This window comes from Novosphingobium rosa NBRC 15208 (assembly GCF_001598555.1).
Taxonomy (GTDB): domain Bacteria; phylum Pseudomonadota; class Alphaproteobacteria; order Sphingomonadales; family Sphingomonadaceae; genus Novosphingobium; species Novosphingobium rosa.
The window spans coordinates 28,998-45,594 of record NZ_BCZE01000066.1 but is presented as its reverse complement, the minus strand read 5'-3'; the positions used below and the strand labels follow the sequence as shown (position 1 = coordinate 45,594).

10 protein-coding genes are annotated in these 16,597 nt (G+C 62.9%); 7 read left to right on the top strand and 3 right to left on the bottom strand.

Annotated features, from left to right (window positions below; translation table 11 throughout):
- Positions 1–1,332, bottom strand: a 1,332-nt coding sequence (locus SR3_RS22330) for a c-type cytochrome (protein WP_218018870.1), incomplete at its 3' end; no start/stop codon positions are given.
- Positions 1,333–1,683: 351 nt separating this feature from the next.
- On the bottom strand, positions 1,684–3,837 hold the full coding sequence (locus SR3_RS22325) for a TonB-dependent receptor (RefSeq protein WP_068090862.1): 2,154 nt from the start codon (positions 3,835–3,837) through the stop codon (positions 1,684–1,686).
- 75 nt (positions 3,838–3,912) lie between these two features.
- Here SR3_RS22325 and SR3_RS22320 point away from each other — a divergent pair, with 75 nt between their 5' ends.
- The 3 genes from SR3_RS22320 to SR3_RS22310 all read left to right on the top strand — a co-directional run bounded on the left by SR3_RS22320 (position 3,913) and on the right by SR3_RS22310 (position 7,603).
- Complete coding sequence (locus tag SR3_RS22320; protein WP_068090860.1) at positions 3,913–4,593, top strand: response regulator; 681 nt, start codon at positions 3,913–3,915, stop codon at positions 4,591–4,593.
- The gene (locus SR3_RS22315) at positions 4,590–5,612 is read left to right on the top strand and encodes a sensor histidine kinase (protein ID WP_084455836.1); all 1,023 of its coding nucleotides are present in this window, start codon (positions 4,590–4,592) and stop codon (positions 5,610–5,612) included. The genes SR3_RS22320 and SR3_RS22315 overlap by 4 nt, the downstream gene beginning before the upstream one ends.
- A 275-nt stretch (positions 5,613–5,887) precedes the next feature.
- A complete protein-coding gene (locus SR3_RS22310; RefSeq protein WP_169805693.1) occupies positions 5,888–7,603 on the top strand; it encodes a tannase/feruloyl esterase family alpha/beta hydrolase in 1,716 nt (571 codons plus the stop codon).
- A gap of 89 nt (positions 7,604–7,692) precedes the next feature.
- Here the strand turns inward: SR3_RS22310 and SR3_RS22305 are convergent, their stop codons facing one another.
- Complete coding sequence (locus tag SR3_RS22305; RefSeq protein WP_245654056.1) at positions 7,693–9,009, bottom strand: PepSY-associated TM helix domain-containing protein; 1,317 nt, start codon at positions 9,007–9,009, stop codon at positions 7,693–7,695.
- A 144-nt stretch (positions 9,010–9,153) separates the two neighbouring features.
- Between SR3_RS22305 and SR3_RS22300 the strand changes: the two genes are divergently transcribed.
- The 4 genes from SR3_RS22300 to SR3_RS22285 all read left to right on the top strand — a co-directional run bounded on the left by SR3_RS22300 (position 9,154) and on the right by SR3_RS22285 (position 16,574).
- Positions 9,154–10,794 carry a carboxylesterase/lipase family protein gene (locus tag SR3_RS22300; protein WP_245654055.1) on the top strand — a complete coding sequence of 547 codons (1,641 nt, stop codon included), beginning with the start codon at positions 9,154–9,156 and terminating at the stop codon, positions 10,792–10,794.
- A gap of 143 nt (positions 10,795–10,937) precedes the next feature.
- Complete coding sequence (locus SR3_RS22295; RefSeq protein WP_068090853.1) at positions 10,938–11,828, top strand: creatininase family protein; 891 nt, start codon at positions 10,938–10,940, stop codon at positions 11,826–11,828.
- A gap of 474 nt (positions 11,829–12,302) precedes the next feature.
- Positions 12,303–15,029, top strand: coding sequence for a TonB-dependent receptor domain-containing protein (locus SR3_RS22290; RefSeq protein ID WP_169805691.1), 2,727 nt, complete (start codon positions 12,303–12,305; stop codon positions 15,027–15,029).
- Positions 15,030–15,149: 120 nt separating this feature from the next.
- Positions 15,150–16,574: a hypothetical protein gene (locus SR3_RS22285; RefSeq protein WP_068090848.1), complete on the top strand. Its 1,425-nt coding sequence runs from the start codon at positions 15,150–15,152 to the stop codon at positions 16,572–16,574.
- Positions 16,575–16,597 lie beyond the last annotated feature (23 nt).

Here is a 16,597-nt window from a genome sequence, read left to right as displayed (position 1 = left end):
GCACTGGCTGCCCGGACTGCCCGGCAGATGGTGCGTATGGGCCTCGATGGTCTCGGCATGCGGCCCGTTTTGCGTGTTGGGGCCGTGGCATGACAGGCAGACCTCGGTGACCGGCTTGCGCAGCATCGCTTCATTCTTGCTGCCATGCGGATCATGGCAGCTGAAGCAGGTGACGCCTCTGGTATACATCAGGCTCTGCACGAAATCATTGCCTTGCATGCGGTTCTTGTGCGCGGTTCCGTCGGGGAAATGGGTGAAGCTCAACTCGCCGAGCTTATGGTCCTCCAGCTTCCAGAAATCCGAGAGCTTGAGCCCGGCATGGTAGCCCACCGGCCAGTCATAATATTGCCCGGCGATGGGGTTCTTGAGTGGTTGTCCCTGCGAATGGCACTGAATGCAGGTGTCGTTGGCCTTCACATAGCCTTGCCGCGCAGGGTTGAGGATGTTGAGCATCACCGGATTGGCGACATGAGCGCTGCCCGCGCCATGGCACATCTCGCAGCCGACATTCCATTCGGCCACCGCTTTGGTGGCGATGTTGTAGTTCACCGAATGGCAGCCATCGCAGAGCGGGCCGGTGGGGCGATTGCTGTTATCGCCCTTGTCAGGATAGTGCGAAGCCCACCAGTCGCCGCCCTTGTCGGGCACATGATAGGGCATCCACTTCTTGTTGGTGATGTCCCACTGCACTGGGAAGGGGGTGTAGGTGTCGCTGGATTTCTTGAAATACCGCTGCTTCCAGTGGCTGCCATAGACCAGCGCGATATCGCTGATCTTGAACTTCACCAGCGCGTCGGGTTTGGTAAAGTCCGGGATGATGGCATCGGGGTGCTGCTTGGGATCGCGCACCACATTGGCCATGCGGGTCTTGGCCCAGCGCGCATAGATCTCCTGATGGCAGGTCTGACAGGTCGCGGACCCCACATAATGAGCATCGCGCACTGCCGCTTCCTGCTGCGGCGCGATGGGGCCGGAAACCTGCGAGGCAACAAGGGGCAGGCTGCGCAAATAAGCCACTAGGCGCCAGATCTGATCGTCCGGCATGTTCCATGCGGGCATGGCGGTGTTCCGGATGCCGTTGCGGATATGGTAGAAGACCTCGCCGTCGGTCAAGGAGGGCAGCAGGGCATGCAGGGCTGGCGGGCGGGGATATTCGCCAGCTCCCATCTCGGTTTTGCCACCGCCATCATAGGCATGGCAGGTTGAACACTTCTGCACGAACAGATCGTGCCCGGCGGCAATGGCTGCCGGATCGGGATGCAAGCCCAGCGGGTTCTTGGCAGCTTTCGCCGAGGCAGGAACGCTGTTGTGCAGCAGCCAGGTTGCGGTCACGACCTCAAGGCGGGGCGGCTCCTGCCGCGCGACCGAAAGCCCTGGGAGCACCCATTGAAAACAGAGAAGCGCAAGGAGCAACAGCAAGGTAGCGCTGACAAGCAGCCAGTGCTTGCGGGCAACAGACAATGGATTCCAAGGCATCAGACAACGCTCCGCAACCTGCTTTCGCAAGGTGGAGCGGGTCTTGGCTGAAAAGGTTCAGCTGATCGGGCGCCCCGCGTAAGCCCGAGATCGAGTTTATAGCACTCACGCGCCCCGGTCGCCAAGCGCTTGCCAGCTGCCTCAGCCATTTTGTTCACTCCAACCCCTGAGGATGAGACGGCAGAAGGTCAGACCTTCCGCTCGCCGTCAGAATGACTGCTCCACGCCCACGAAAACGCCGCGTCTGCCTCCCCATTGCGCCATCCCGCCAGCAAGGCTGGAGCCATCCTGCACGCGGCGCGGGGTATCGAGAGCATTGGTCACATCGACCCGAAGGTCGAGCGGGCGATGCCGCAGGCCCTTCACCCGATAGACCGCCGCCAGATTGAGCTGCACCCACGCCGGCATCCGCCCATCATCGAGCACGCTGTTGGAGGAACTGCGCGGCAGGCCACTGCCATAGGTCGCATCGGTGGAGAGGCGTAGCGGCCCGCTATGCCATGTCAGACCTGCCGATCCGCTCAATCGCTGGTCGCTGGCGGCGGCTACAGCATGGCTAGCCGTCCAGGTAATCTGTGAAGCCGAGAAGGGTGATTGCCCGCTGACGATGCCCTGTCCGTCCAGCCAGCTCACCGAAAGATTACCCCAGGCCGAGATGGGACCTTCGCTCCATGTCGCGCTGAACTCCACCCCGCGCCCATGTCCGCGTGCATAGTTGAAGGAGCGCGCCAGCAATCCGTCACTGGTCCATGCTTCATCCAGCAGGTTGGTGGCCCGGCGCCAGTAGGCATCCACGCCCAGCGTCAGCTCGTCGAGCTTCTGGGAGATGCCGATATCGACATAGTCGTCCTTTTCGGCACGGGCTGGGTCATCGCTTTGTGTCGGAAGTGCTTCGCTGGTGCCTGAAAACCGGCTCGGGTCAATCGCATCGTCGCGTTGCGGCGCGGGGACGAAATAGCGCGCATAGCCAGCATGTAGGGTTGTGCCCTGGATGGGCTCCCAGACGAGGTTTGCGCGCGGTCCCACCGCATTGCCACCGCCCTGACCCGTCACGCGGTCGAGCCTCAAGCCATAATTCAGCGTCAGCCGGTCGAGCGGCTTCCATTCGTCCTCAAGGTAGACCCCGGTTTCCAGCCGCTGGGCGGAAAATCGCCCGGCCAGCGCCAGCGTGCCTGTCGCCGGAGCCAAGGCCAGCACCGTCTCGACGGCATCGGTTTTGGTCTGGCGCCAGGTCGCCAGCAGGCCTGCACGCAAGTGATGCTGCTGGCCCAGCGCATAGACAGCTTCGGTCTGAAGACCGCTGGACAGCCCATTGGTCTGATATTGCCGGGCGATGCCGTTAAAGGCCAGATCCCCGGCCTGGTCGGGCTCCAGCCGCCGGGAGGCATGGTTGAGGAAGCCCGCCACCTGCAAGGTCAACCCATCTTCGCTGCGCTGATAGGAGAGCATGCCGTACTGGCTGCCCTTGCGCTGCTCGCCGCCCCATGCCTCGCTGGTCAGCCCGCTCGCCACCAGTCCGCGCGGGTGCGGTGTCTGCAAGGCATCGCCGGACACGCCGAGGATCAGTGCAACGCGTGAGGCACTGTCGATGATATGGTCGACATAGGCGAGCCCATCGCCCTGATCGGTGCGATCATGCAGCGGAATGGCGTTGCGGTCGGCGGGCGGCAGGCCGGCATCGGAATGCAGATAGGAGCCGGACAGGTAGTAATTGGTGTTGCCGCTCGATCCGGCCAGTTCGAAGGCCGGTTCGAAGCGGCCCTGCGTGCCGCCATACAGTTCCACCTCGCCGCCATGCTCATAGACGCCGCTCTTTGTGGTGATGTTGACCACGCCGCCCGTCTGCAATCCATATTGCGCGGGCAATGCGCCGGTCACCAGCTCGATCCGGTCGGCAAAGCGGGCGCGCAGCGTGTCGGCGGGATCTGACAGGCCTTCGGGCAGGATGATGTTGTTGATGCGATATTGCACATGGTTCTGGCCGCGCACCCGGATGGCGCTGTCACCGCCTTGCGTCACGCCCGGCATCTGCATCAGCACATTGACCAGATTGGCCGCCTCGCCGCTGGGGCGTTTTTCGATGGCATCGTTGGAGAGGGCATAGGTCGAAGCGCCAAGGCTGGCGCTGACACTGGCGCGGGCGCTGTCGAGTTTTCTTGCGGTGACCACGATTTCTCCCGATTGGACCGGGTGGCCGTCATCGTCGTCATCATCGTCGTCGTCATGATGCGCCGCTCGCACCGGCGGGGCATCATGCGCCTGTGCGGCATAAGCCTCACTGGCCATCACCATCGCCAACGCCGCCGTACCCAGCCACATCGTCTCTTTCACACGCACGTTGGAAGTCTCACCCTGCTTCATGTCCGGGCGCTTCCCTCTGGCCTCAACATTAAGGCAGTATTAGAGGGCGCGAGGGATCTGGAGCGCGGGGGACTCATGCGGCTGTTGGTGGTGGAAGATGAGCGGCGCATCGCCGAACTGGTGACGATCAGCCTTAAGGCTGCCGGCTTCACGGTGGATTGCTGTGCCAGTGTGGCCGATGCCTGCGCGGCGGTTGAACTGGTGCCCTATGATGCGATGGTGCTCGATCTCGGCCTGCCTGATGGCGATGGGCTGGAGGTTCTTAGCGCCGCCCGCCGTTGCCGGGAGGTCTTACCGGTGCTGATGCTGACGGCGCGCGACACGGTGGAGGACCGTGTAAGCGGGCTCGATGCAGGGGCGGACGACTATCTGGTTAAACCCTTCGCCACGCAGGAACTGATCTCGCGGATCAAGGCGTTGCTGCGTCGGCCCGGACTGGCGCTGGGGGTGACACTGGAAGCGGGCGATCTGTCGCTCGACACCGTGGGGCGCGAGGCATCGGTGGGCGGGCAGCCGCTGGGTCTACCGCGTCAGGAATTGGCCATTCTGGAGCATCTGCTGCGCCGTCTGGGTCGGGTGGTGCCGCGCGCCGTGCTGGAGGACAAGCTTTATGGCCATGGTGAGGAGATCGCCTCAAACGCCATTCCCGTTCACATCTCGCACCTGCGTCGGAAGCTGGCCGAGGCGGGGGCAGGCTGCGCCATCCAGACCGTGCGAGGCATCGGCTACTTTCTGATCGAGGCGGGCGCGGCATGAGAATGCCCTCTGTCGGTTCGCTCGAGCGCCAGTTGATCCTTCGGCTTGCGGGGGTCAATCTGCTGGCCTTAGGAACTGGCTTCGCCTGGCTCATCGTCAAGAGCTATCGCATCGCACATGGTCTCAACCACGACGGCCTTGCCGATCTTTTCGCGGCGGAGTTTTTGGAAGAGGCCGGTTGGACATTTCCGTTTTTTGTTATCGGGATGATCGCGTTGGTGGTCTTCACCGTGCGAAGCAGCTTAAGCAGTGTGGCCGCTGCATCGAGGCAGGCAGTAGCCATCGCGCCGGGCCAAACCGATGTCCGATTGGAAGATGAGGGGCTGCCGACCGAGATCAAGCCGTTCGTGCTGGCAGTCAACGGAGCGCTCGATCGTCTGGCGCACGGGTTTGAGGCTCAGCGCCGCTTCACCGCAGATGCGGCGCATGAACTGCGGACACCGCTTGCGATCCTGACTGCGGGGCTGGAAGCCCTGCCGGACACGCGCGAGGTGGTGGCCTTGCGCGCCGATGCCGCGAGGATGGGCCGATTGGTCGATCAGCTTCTGCGGGTGGCGCGGCTCGATGCAATGCCAGCGCCGGCGTTGGACAAGCTCGACCTCAACGAGCTTGCTGCGGATCTGGTCGCCCGTATGGCGCCATGGGTTCATGGCGAGGGGTGCATGCTCGCCTTTGAGAGCACTGGGGCTCCGGTCATGATCGAGGGCAATGCCGACATGCTGGAGGGGGCCCTGCGTAATTTGATCGAGAACGCGGTTGGCCATAGTCCGACAGGTTCCGAGGTGACGGTCCGCGTGGGGCGCGATGCCGAAATCGCTGTCATCGATCATGGGCCCGGTGTTCCCCTGGAGCAAAGGGATCGGCTCTTCGATCGCTTTTGGCGCGCTCCAGATGCCATGGGCAACGGGGCAGGGCTTGGTCTGGCCATCGTCGCGGCGGTCGTGTCCGTTCATGGCGGCACGGCCGAGGTCGTCGATACCCCTGGCGGCGGAGCGACGTTCGGGCTCAGGTTGGGTTAGGGCCGCTAGACTCGGCCTTCAGGCTATGAATGGATGACCGCTATCAGCGAGGGTTCAAAAGCCGTTGAAGGGCAGCTTTTCAGCGAAATGGCGCATTGCCTGTAAGCTTCTCCCAAGCGGAAACATCAGGCGGCGGGCTCGCTCCGGTGAGGCCGCCGTTTGGGTATCCGCTGATGCTATAAAAGGCGACAACAATCCGATTGGCAGGGTGATTGATGCGCTGCCCCTATCGGTGCAGACAAGGAGCGAGGGATCTGCAGATGGGAGTAAAAGGAATGGTTCGAGCAGGAAAACCGGGCAGCCTACCCAGGGCGGCGCGATGGCTGGCCGCCATGATGATGGCGCTGGCCGTGATGCTGGGGCTGGCGGCGCCCGTCCAGGCCGCACCCGGCTTGGTCGGAACGAACCCATTGCGCAGTTGCGAAAGCCTGAGCCAGTTCGATCTGTCTGCCGCCACGGGCGCCAAAACCTCCATCACCGCCACGCAGGTTGACGGCGATCATCCCTATTGCAAGCTGACCGGCACCATCGCCCCGGCCATCACCTATGAGGTGCGCTTGCCGCTTCAGGGCTGGAGCCAGCGCCTGCTGCAGACGGGCTGCGGCGGCCTGTGCGGCAATCTGCGCATCGATGTCTCCAAGGCCGAGGATTGCACCCCTGCTACCGATGGCACGCTGGCTCTGGCCAGCACCGACATGGGCCATCAGGGCAATGACACTGCCTGGGGCGACAGCCGGCAACAGCGCGAGGATTTTGCGTTTCGCGGCGTTCATGCCACCACGCTGGCGGCCAAGGCGCTGATCCGCGCCTTCTATGGCCAGCCCCAGAAATACGCCTATTTCGCCGGATGCAGCGATGGCGGGCGCGAGGCGCTGATTGCCGCTCAGCGTTATCCCGATGATTTCGATGGCATCACCGCCGGGGCTCCGGCGATGAATTTCCATATGCAGAACAGCTTCCATCACGCCTGGCTGGCCAGGGTGAACACCGGGCCTGATGGTCAGCCGCTGATCACCGCCGCCGATGTCGCGCCGCTGCATGCCGAGGTGCTGCGCCAGTGCGACAGGCTCGATGGTCTCGCCGATGGGCAGATCACCGATCCGCGCCTGTGCCGTTTCAACCCCGCGTCGCTGCTTTGCAAGGGTGGCTATGAGGCGGGCAAGTGCCTGACCGCTGCGCAGGTGCAGGCGGTGCGCCAGATCTTCGGCGGCGCGCGCGATGCCAAGGGCCGTCTGCTGGAGGTTGCCCCGCTGCAACCGGGCAGCGAACTTAACTGGGTGGGCGTCTTCGTGCCGCCGCGCCCCGGCATGCCGATCTTTTCGGGCCGCATCGCGCTCGATGCCATCAATCATGTGATGTTCACGCCCAATCCGGCCACGCCCTACACCATCGCGGATTTCCCTTTCGACGATGCGATGCTGGCGAAACTGCAACCGGCCCGCGCGCTGTATGATTCCACCAATCCCGATCTTTCGGCCTTTTTCGCCCATGGCGGCAAGCTGATCCTGTGGCACGGCTGGGCCGACCCGCATATCAGCCCGCTGGGCACCATCGACTATTTCGAGCATATCGGGCTGAACATGGGCAAGGCCCGCCGCGATGCTTCGGTGAAGCTGTTCCTCTTCCCTGGCATGAGCCACTGCTCGGGCGGCGATGGTCCCAGCGAATTCCCCATGCTGGCGGGCATCATGGATTGGGTGGAAGGCGGCGTTACGCCTCAAGTGATGCTGGCCCACCGCGCCAGCCAGACCCGCGAAGGCCAGCCCACCGCGCCCTCAGGCATGGGCAAGCCGCCTGCCGGAGCTGCCGCCGGGCCGCCCCCCGGCATGATGCCGCCCCAGCCCAAGCTGCCGCCACGCAGCCGCCCGGTCTATGCCTATCCCCAAGTCGCGGTCTACACTGGCAAGGGTTCTGTGGATGACGCGGCCAGCTTCGCTGCCAGCACCCCCGCGACCGTCGATGGCCTCTCGCACTGGCTGGGGGCGCGGTAATCCCTTGCCCGCTAAAAGCACCGGCGGGGATTACCTCGCCGGTGCTTGGCCTTCATCGGGTCATGTCCGGGAAAGGCATGCTGTCATGCTCACTTCCAGACAGGGTTCATCCGCCCGTTGCGCGCGCGGCGGCGCCACATCTGCCAGTACATGATCGGCCCAGAGACGCCGAGATACAGCAGCCCAAGCCCGCCCAATGTCACCAGCCATCGCCCGGTCATCCCGAAGAAATCGCCCCGGTGAAGTTGCTTCACCCGCTGATGCCATTCCCAGCCATAGGGAAATCCGGTATCGGGATAGCCTGCTTCCTGCATAGACATCGATGCGCCGCTCGCGGCATTGAAGACGCGCTGGCTGGTGTTGTCGTCGTCGGCGATGACGATGCCCTGTTTGTAATGGGCATAATAGCGCAGCCGCAGAACGCGCACGCCTGTGCCGGGTTCAACCCTGTCGAAGGCGCCGAGCGTGATCCTGGCCATGTCCGGCAATTCGTGGTCGGACAATGGCGAGGATTGATCGGGAGGACTGCCGCCTGCCGCTCGCGTGGATGTCCCCGCCAGCCGGTGGATGGAGCCGCCGATATCATCAATGGACATGACAATGCCGGTGCCCGCGATCCAGATCAGCGGCATGGAGAGGAATATCGCCGTTGCCCGGTGCAGATCGCGCCACGTGCCGCCCGCCTTCCAGACAAGGGCCTTGCGGCCCATGGCGCGGCGGCGCCTGAGCAGCTTGAAATAGTGCCACAGGCCGGTGAAGATCAGGCTGCCCAGCAGCAGGCCCGCTACACCGCTGAAGAAGGAGCCGACAGGACCGGCCCAGCGAAACTGGTGCAGCTTCTTGAAGGCATGGCGGGTGGAGCCTTTGACCTCATTGGCCACCGAACGGGGAACATCTGCATCCGGCAGGCGCGTGCCATCATCGAGGTAGAAGGCCATATCCTCCTCCCCGACCTTGGCATGACCGACGATCCTTCCGGCCAGCACGCGCACCTCGACGAAGGTGAGCGCCGCACCGGGCATTGCTGCGCGGCCGAGCGAGGCTGTTCGTTGCAGGGCCCTGGCATAGTCGAACCCTGCGGGCAGAGCCGAAGCAGTATAGTCTGACGGAGAGACGACCGCAAAGCCGGGTGTTCCCGAGATATGCTGGCGCATCATCAGCATGTCCGGGGACGTCGCCGGGGCATGCGTGACCAGGGCGCGCATGTCGGAAAGCTGGATACCAACGCCCGTGACGATGACATACAGGAGGATGATAAGCCCGAAAAATGCCGTCGCCCGATGCCAATAGAGCATGTCTGCCTCCCCATTCTGTTTTGGTGCATATCTCTCCATCACGGCGACATGCGGCAGTTTCGAAGCTGCATTTTCGCCGCAGTTAAGGCGCCCGCAGGCATGGAGGGGCATTCGTTTTTCACGCCTTCCGATTGTTTTTGGGCATGGTTGCGTGCCATGCGGTCGAACGGAAATCCGATCGCCAAGCCCTTTGGTGCGATCGCCCGCAAGGCGCATATCGGTGGTATGAAGGGCGCAAAGCATTGGAGGGGGCGGATGAAACGTATTGTGTTGTTGGGCTGCGCGCTGTTGTTGGGCGCGGCGGACCAGGCACCCGATCATATTGTGGCAACGCAAAGTGGCCTTGTGCAGGGCGTATCGAGCCTTCGCGATCCGGCGATCACGGTGTTCAAAGGCATTCCCTATGCGGCAGCGCCGGTGGGCGATCTGCGTTTTCGCGCGCCCAGGCCGGCTGCACCCTGGCAAGGCGTGCGCAAGGCCGAGCAATTCGGTGCGATCTGCCCACAGCCGCGCGAGCCTTTCGGTCCGCCTCCGCCAGCCATGAGCGAGGATTGTCTGTCGCTCAATGTTTGGACTGGCGCTGCAAGGCCAGGCGAGAAGCGGCCCGTGCTGGTCTGGATTTATGGGGGCGGCTTTCTTAACGGATCGGGAGCCGACCCCAACTTCGATGGCGAGGGGCTGGCAAGGAAGGGCGTCGTGGTCGTGACGTTCAATTACCGCAGTGGAGCGCTTGGCTTTCTGGCGACGCCGGAACTCAGCCGGGAATCGGGCCATGGCTCGGGCAATTACGGTCTGATGGACGATGTTGCCGCACTGACCTGGGTGCAGAAAAATATTGCTGCTTTCGGCGGCGATCCGGGGCGGGTGACCATCGCGGGGCAATCGGCAGGCGCCGGATCGGTCGGCTTTATGGCGATGTCGCCGCTGGCCAAGGGGCTGTTCCAGCGAGGCATTCAGGAAAGCCATGCCCGGACACCGCGTGATCCCGATCTGCGCTTCCTTTCGGTGTCGCACCGTACCCTGCCCAAGGCAGAGGCCACTGGCGAGGCCTATGCTCTCGCGCATGGCGCGCATAACGCGGCCGAATTGCGTGCCATGCCATGGGAAAAGCTGATCGAGGGCAGCGCCACGATCGATCGCGATGTCCAAACCGGCACCACGGCCAAACCGCCGCTGTTCCGCCCGGTGATCGATGGCTATGTTCTGCCGCGCAATTACAGCGGCACGATGGCCGCACGCTCGCAGAACAATGTTCTCATCGTGGCTGGCAACAATGCGGATGAAACCGGCGCTGTGCCCGAAACAGCCTTTGCCACTCTACGCGCAGCCAAGGGTCCGCCGCGGGCGGGCAGCCCGCAGGTCAACGTCCGCCTCGCCGATTTTCACGCCTATGCGCGCAGCAAATTCGGCCCGATGGCAGCAGAGTTCCTGAAGCTCTATCCCGCATCCACCGACGATGAGGCCGCCCGTGCCAGCAACGATGCCGCGCGTGACAGCAACCGCATCTCCACCTGGCTGTGGGCCAGTGAATGGACAAAGGGCACCCAAAAGGGCGTCTACACCTATTTCTGGACCCATGCGCCGCCCGGACCCGATGCCGCCCTTCGCGGCGCCTATCATGGTGCGGAGATCAATTATACGCTGGGCACGCTTTATGCTGCGAACCGGCCGTGGACAGAGCAGGACCGCGCGATTGCCGAGCGCATGTCATCCTATTGGGCCAACATCATCGCCAAGGGCGATCCCAATGGGCCGGGCTTACCCATCTGGCGCAAATATGACGCCAAGACATCGGAGGTGATGAGCCTGGGCGACCGCTGGGCACGGATACCCATCGCCACACCGCAGCGGATCGCCTTCTGGAAGCGCTTCTTTGCCACACAGGATGCGTGGTGATCAGGTCCCGCTTGCCGGTGCCTGTGGTTGCGCATTCCCCGCGTGTGGATACGCAGGGCAGGATGCCGGGTGGCAAGGTGCCGCGGGCAAGAGGCCATCGTCAAGGGTTTGACCGCCATGATCCGCAACCAGGGAACAAAGCCATGAAGACCATCCTGATCGCCGCTTTGGCCCTCTGCGCGGCAAGTCCCGCCATGGCTGGCAGCAATCCTTATTGGGAGGAGATGACCGGCGCCGATTTCGCGCGGGCGATCAAGGAGGCGCAAGGCGTCTGCGTCCTGCCCATGGGCAGCGTGGAGAAATTCGGACCCTCCGGCCCGATGGGCACCAATCTCTTCATGGCGAGAGCCGTTGCGGGCGAGGCGGCGAAGAAGGAGTTCTTCGTTATTTTTCCTGCCTATTATGTGGCGCAAACGACGGATGTGGCCAACCATCTGGGCACGATCAACTATAGCCCGAAACTGCAATATGACATGCTGGCCGAAACGGTCAGCGAGATGGGCCGCAATGGCTGCACGCGTATCGTGCTTTCCAACGGGCATTCAAGCAACATGGGGCTGATCCAGTGGTTCATTCAGTCCACCTTGCATGAACCGCACCCCTACAGCGTCTATGCGACCTATCCCGCGCCACCGCGCATGTCGCCGCCCACGCCGGAGAATGCGAAACTGCCTGCCGCCATGCAGCCTTCAAAGCCGGACGCCGATGGGCATGGGGGAGAGGAGCGCGTGGCCCTGATGATGGCGATCCGCCCGGATCTGGTTCATCCCGAGCGGGCCCATGACGACCCTGTCGTGCCTGAAGGCTCGATCCATTTGCCTTTGCCTGCCGGTGTTCTGGCCGCACCCACGCGCTTTATCGAGGCTCCGACGTCTTATCTGGGGGATGCCAGCGGTGCCTCGGCAGGACGTGGCAAGGCGTTGCTCGGCTATGCGGCGGATCGATTGGTGACGGTGATCCGGGCGATCAAGGCGGACCAGACGATCCCGGAGGCGGAAAAGGCGTTCGCCCAGCAACGCGCCCATCCAAAGTAAGGTTGGAGCCTGGGCACCGGGCGCTTGTTGCGGGAGGTGACATGCGCTCGATGTCAGGGGCCGACCGTGGGGCAATTCATCCAGCACATGGAAGATGTGCTTTTTGTCCAACGGTTAGGTGATCTGTGCCGGACCCGACCTCTATCGAAATTATGCCGCTGAACGGAAAATGAATGAGCGGTTCCAGCCGTTTGGCTGTAATTGCGAGGCTGAGAATAAAAGTCGTGTTGGGCATCTGAAAGCGCTTCCGGGCGAGCACAGATCATGTGCCACGGATGCTGAAACAGCCCTGGGGGCGATGCCGAAATCGGCATAGGGGAGGAATTGATGAAAAGATTGGTCGCTGCCTTTTTGGCAGGTGGAAGCATGCTCGCCGTTTCGGGCCTGGCTCAGGCCGGTGCAACGGCTGCGGCACAGGCCGATCAGCCCGTTGCTGCCGCAAATGTGAACAGCGTTCCTGACAAAGATATCATTGTGACCGGTTCGCGCACGGTGAAAAATGGCGATGCAAGCCCCACCCCGGTTACCGTCGTCACCACCGAGGCGCTGACGAACCTGCGCCCGACCAGCATTACGGAATCGATCAACACCCTTCCGGTCTTCTCGGGATCGCGCGGGGCCTTCAGCAATCCGGGCGCATCGGGCGGCGTTTCGGGCGGCAATGGCAATGCCGCGCAACTCAACCTGCGCAACCTTGGTGCGCAGCGCACTCTGGTTCTGCTCGATGGCAAGCGCGTTCCGCCCACCTCTTTCACCAACATCGTTGATGCCGATGTGATCCCGCAGTTGCTGGTCAAGCGGGTCGATACGGTCACGGGCGGTGTCTCGGCGGTCTATGGCTCGGATGCGGTCTCGGGCGTGGTGAACTTCATCACCGACACCAAGTTTGAGGGGCTCAAGTTGCAGGCCCAGGCCGGCATCTCGAAGTATGGCGACGGCGCCAGCCAGGAAGCGGCCATCGCCTTTGGCAAGAAATTCGCCGATGGGCGCGGCCATTTCGAGGCCAGCTACGAATTCCGCAATGATGCTGGCATCGACCGCCGCTCCTCGCGCGACTGGCTCAACCGTCCGGTCGTCACGGGTGCCGGTACGGCGGCCTCTCCCTACACGCTGACCACCAATGGCACGATTTCGACCAGCCCCTTTGGCGGGCGCATCCAGAGCTGCGGTACGTCTTGCGCGCTCAACGGTCAGTATTTTGCCAGCAATGGCGTGCTGAGCCCGTATGTGAATGGCACAGCCTCGAACAGCGCTGGTGTGCAGAGCGGCGGCGCGGGCGGCTATTATGACAATTCGCTCAAGGCCGCAACGCGCCAGCACCAGCTCTATGCCCGCTTCGATTATGACTTGAGCGACGATGTACACGCCTTCTTCGTGGGCAGCGGCAACTTCAAGCACAACGTTTCCTATGGCAGTTCCTACCAGCTTGCCACCAGCACGCGCCTTTCGACCAGCAATGCCTTCCTCTCGCCCGCCTATGCGGCTCAGATGGCCGGGACCAGCTTCACCTACAGCGAGATCCTGGCCCAGGCCGGGCGTCCGCGCTACGATGTTGACACGCGCCAGTTGATGTTCACCGCCGGCCTCGAAGGCAAGATTGGCGGAAAGTATGACTGGGCCCTGTCCTATGTGCGCGGCGATTCCCGCCTGACCACCGTCATCTCCAATGACCTCAACAACCAGAAGCTGGCCGCGGCGCTCGATGCGGTCAACGTCAACGGCGTGGCGACCTGCTATGCCGCGACGCAGGCATCGACCGCGGCGGCTTACGCCAATTGCTCCCCGCTCAACATCTTCGGCCCCTCGGCGGCCAGCGCCGCCTCGCTGTCCTACATCATGGACACCACGCGCTATGTGGCCAGCACTGGCCAGCATGACGTGAACGCGTCGATCTCGGGCAGCCCGTTTGCCACATGGGCGGGCGATGTCACCACGGCGATTTCGGGCGAATGGCGGATGCAGTCCTTCGCGGCCACCAGCACCTCGACGCCCACCATGTTCGCCGATTGCACCAATCTGCGCTACAACTGCACCACCGGCAGCACCACCTACAACAACATCACGCTGCCCGCGAACCCGCATGTTTCGCAATCGGTGTGGGAAGTGGCGGGTGAGGCCAACGTGCCGCTGGTCAGGGATGCGCGCTTCTTCCGCGATCTGAGTGTCAACCTGGCCGCACGCTACACCAAATACAACACCGTGGGCGCCTATTGGACGTGGAAGATCGGCGGCGACTGGAAGGTCAGCCACGAGCTGCGCTTCCGTGGCACGATCAGCCGCGACATCCGCGCGCCCACGCTCAACGACCTGTTCGCCAGTACCAGCGTTGTGCCGGTGGGCAATCAGGATCTCTATCCCGGCAACACGACCGGCACGCTGGTCAATTCGGTCAATGTATCCAACCCCAATCTGACGGCGGAAATCGGCAAGACCTGGACGGCGGGGGTGGTCTACAGGCCGGACTTCGTCCGGGGCTTCAGCCTGGCGGTCGACTATTACAACATCAAGATCAGCAACGCGATCACCACGGTTCAGGGCTTCCAGCCCAGCATCCAGACCGGCTGCTACACGGGCGGTCTCTCGCTCTATTGCAGCCTGATCCAGCGCGACGCCAACAATGCCGTGACGGCATGGTATGTGAAGCCGATCAACCTGTCGCAGATCAAGACCTACGGCGTGGACTTCGAGGCCAATTACAGCGGCCATCTGGGCAACCACGCGCTCAATCTGCGCGGTCTGGCGGCATGGCAGCCGCATATCCGCTATATCCAGCCGGGCGTCTATGATGTTGATCAGGGCGGCGTTGCCTTTGGCACCAACGGCCTGACGGCCAGCCCAAGCTGGCGCATCACCGGCACGGCCAGCTTCAACGTGACGCAGGCCTTCCGTCTGGATGCGATCTATCGCTGGCGCAATGCGATGAAGCTGTGGGGCGACACCAACCCTGCCGTGGTCTGGGCCGCCGGGCAGAACCATGTGGCCCCTTATGGCCAGCTTGGCCTGAATGCTTCGTGGAGCTTCGAGGCGATGAGCGCGGGCAAGGGCGAGTTCTTCGTCAACGTCCAGAACGTGTTCAATGCCATCCCGCCGGTGGCCAATGCGCCCGGCACCTCGACGGGCCCGGGCGGCTTTGGCGGCTGGGCGATGACCGATGATCCGGTCGGGCGCTACTTTACGGCAGGGATCCGCCTGAAGTTCTGATCCCCTATCGCATTGGATCAGGCATGCACCGGGACGCTACGGCCTTTCCAGTGCATGCCGGTCTGGCGCAGGGGCTGAGGCAAGTCATGGAAAGGCAAGAGTGTGAAACGCGGAATCGGGATGGGTTTGCTGGCAGGCTCTGCGGGCTTCGCTCTGGCTCTGGCTCTGGCGGCTCCGGCCGGGGCGCAGCCCAAGGTCAACCAACAGGGGGCGGGGCAAGGCGAAGACCCGCGTGCCGGTTTCCATCAGGCGCCGCCCGGGCCTGTTGTGGTTCCCGGCGTGAAGACCACCTTCATCCGCGTCAGCAATGGCGTTCCGGCGGTGCTGTATGAGCCCGAACAGATCGGGCCCAAGGCGCAGATCGCTGTTTTCGTTATGCATACGGGCAATGATTTCCTGACGCATACGGCCTGCACCGAGCTGTCAAAACGAGGCTATCGCGTCCTCTGCCAGAACAACAGCAATGGCAAATCAGGCACTTTCGACGATGGCCGCTTCGATGATGTGCTGCTGGAGGCCAAGCTGGGCGTGCAGTTCCTGCGCGAGTTGGGCGGGGTGAAGAAGGTCGTGCTGTGGGGGCACAGCGGCGGGGGCACGCTGATGACGGCCTATCAGATGATCGCCGAAAGCGGCGTGCAGGGCTGCCGGAGCGGCAACAAAATTCACCAGTGCCCCGATACGCTGGCGGGGCTGCCGCCTGCCGATGGTGTCATTCTGGGCGATACCAACATGGGGCTGGGGGAAATCACCCTGCTCAGCGTTGATCCGGCAGTGATCGATGGCAGCAGCGGGATCAGGCTCGATCCTTCGCTGGATATGTTCAATCCGGCCAATGGCTTCAATCCCAGGGGCTCGACTTACAGCGAAGTGTTCAAAAAGAGGTTTTTTGCGGCACAGGCCGCCAAGAACAATGCCATCGTCAAGATGGCGCAGGACCGTCTCGCCGCCATTGAGGCAGGCAAGGGCATGTTCAAGGATGACGAAATCTTTGTCTATCCCGGCGGCTACATCGGCGCCAATAAGCTTATGACTTCGGACGTCAGCCTGATGGCGGACACCAGGAGGGCCTGGCCGCTGGTCCATCCCGATGGTTCGATCACAACGCAGATCATCCATTCGGTGCGCGTGCCCGAAAGCAATCCCAGCCCGTCGCCTTTTCTGTTTCGTGGCGCGATCAAGACGACGGTAAAGGGTTTCCTTCAGACCTATGCGATCCGTGCCGATGCTGATTTCGGTTATGATCGCAACAGCATCCACGGCGTGCAATGGACCTCCAGCTATGTCAGCCCGCCGGGCAATGTCGAAGGGTTTTCCGCGCCTCTCCTGATCATCGGCATGACCGGCGGGCGGGAAGGCTGGGCTGCGGAGCTGGTCCATGATCATGCCCACAGCCCGGACAACACGCTGGTCTTTATCGAGGGCGCCACGCATGGCTACACGCCTTGCAAGCCCTGTGAGACAAAGCCCGGCCAGTTCGGCGACACGATCAGGAACACCTATGATTACGCCGACCAATGGTTGAGCAAGCCGGGCCGTTTCATGTAACCGGCCCGGGCTGTGGAGGGGAA

Coding starts and splice junctions, on each gene's coding strand:
- SR3_RS22325 (WP_068090862.1), bottom strand. CDS start 3,837: ATGAAGCAGGGTGAGACTTCCAACGTGCGTGTGAAAGAGACGATGTGG.
- SR3_RS22320 (WP_068090860.1), top strand. CDS start 3,913: ATGCGGCTGTTGGTGGTGGAAGATGAGCGGCGCATCGCCGAACTGGTG.
- SR3_RS22315 (WP_084455836.1), top strand. CDS start 4,590: ATGAGAATGCCCTCTGTCGGTTCGCTCGAGCGCCAGTTGATCCTTCGG.
- SR3_RS22310 (WP_169805693.1), top strand. CDS start 5,888: ATGGTTCGAGCAGGAAAACCGGGCAGCCTACCCAGGGCGGCGCGATGG.
- SR3_RS22305 (WP_245654056.1), bottom strand. CDS start 9,009: ATGCCCCTCCATGCCTGCGGGCGCCTTAACTGCGGCGAAAATGCAGCT.
- SR3_RS22300 (WP_245654055.1), top strand. CDS start 9,154: ATGAAACGTATTGTGTTGTTGGGCTGCGCGCTGTTGTTGGGCGCGGCG.
- SR3_RS22295 (WP_068090853.1), top strand. CDS start 10,938: ATGAAGACCATCCTGATCGCCGCTTTGGCCCTCTGCGCGGCAAGTCCC.
- SR3_RS22285 (WP_068090848.1), top strand. CDS start 15,150: ATGGGTTTGCTGGCAGGCTCTGCGGGCTTCGCTCTGGCTCTGGCTCTG.